The 522-nt window shown below is 39.3% G+C and carries 1 protein-coding gene; it reads left to right on the top strand.

Annotated features, from left to right (window positions below; genetic code table 11):
• Nucleotides 1-77: 77 nt before the first annotated feature.
• On the top strand, nt 78-522 hold a 445-nt coding region (locus D5018_RS21520), incomplete at its 3' end, for a helix-turn-helix domain-containing protein (protein ID WP_133309382.1).

Here is a 522-nt window from a genome sequence, read left to right as displayed (position 1 = left end):
TATACCCGTGATCATTCAAGATGCGACTTTTTCAAACAAAGACTTGAAATTTTCTGTAATGAGATCATCATACAGCCATGATTGAAATATCCTTAAGCCAAGAAGAAAAGCACTTATTGGAATCACGACATAAATCGTCTAGTGATAGTCGTGAGTGTGACCGAATAAAAGTCGTTCTGCTTCGTTCAGAAGGCTGGTCATATTCTTTGATTGCTCAAGCGCTGCGGATAGATAAAACGACAGTCAAACGTCATCTTGATGATTATCAATCTCAAGAAAAGCTAAAACCTCAAAACGGTGGCTCAGTCAGTCGGCTCACTCCTGGACAAACTGAATTATTGATAGCCCACCTAACAAAATTTACCTTCGCGCATACCCATCAAATTGCCAGTTATATTGATGAAACTTTTGGCGTGAAGTTTACTGTCGCAGGTTTAAATAAATGGCTACATCGCAACGGATTCAGTTACAAGAAACCCAAAGGTGTTCCTCATAAATTTGACGAACAAAAGCAAGCCGAAT

This window comes from Parashewanella curva (assembly GCF_003675895.1).
Taxonomy (GTDB): domain Bacteria; phylum Pseudomonadota; class Gammaproteobacteria; order Enterobacterales; family Shewanellaceae; genus Parashewanella; species Parashewanella curva.
Note: the sequence above shows the minus strand (reverse complement) of the source record. Positions and strands in the feature narration are given on the sequence as shown.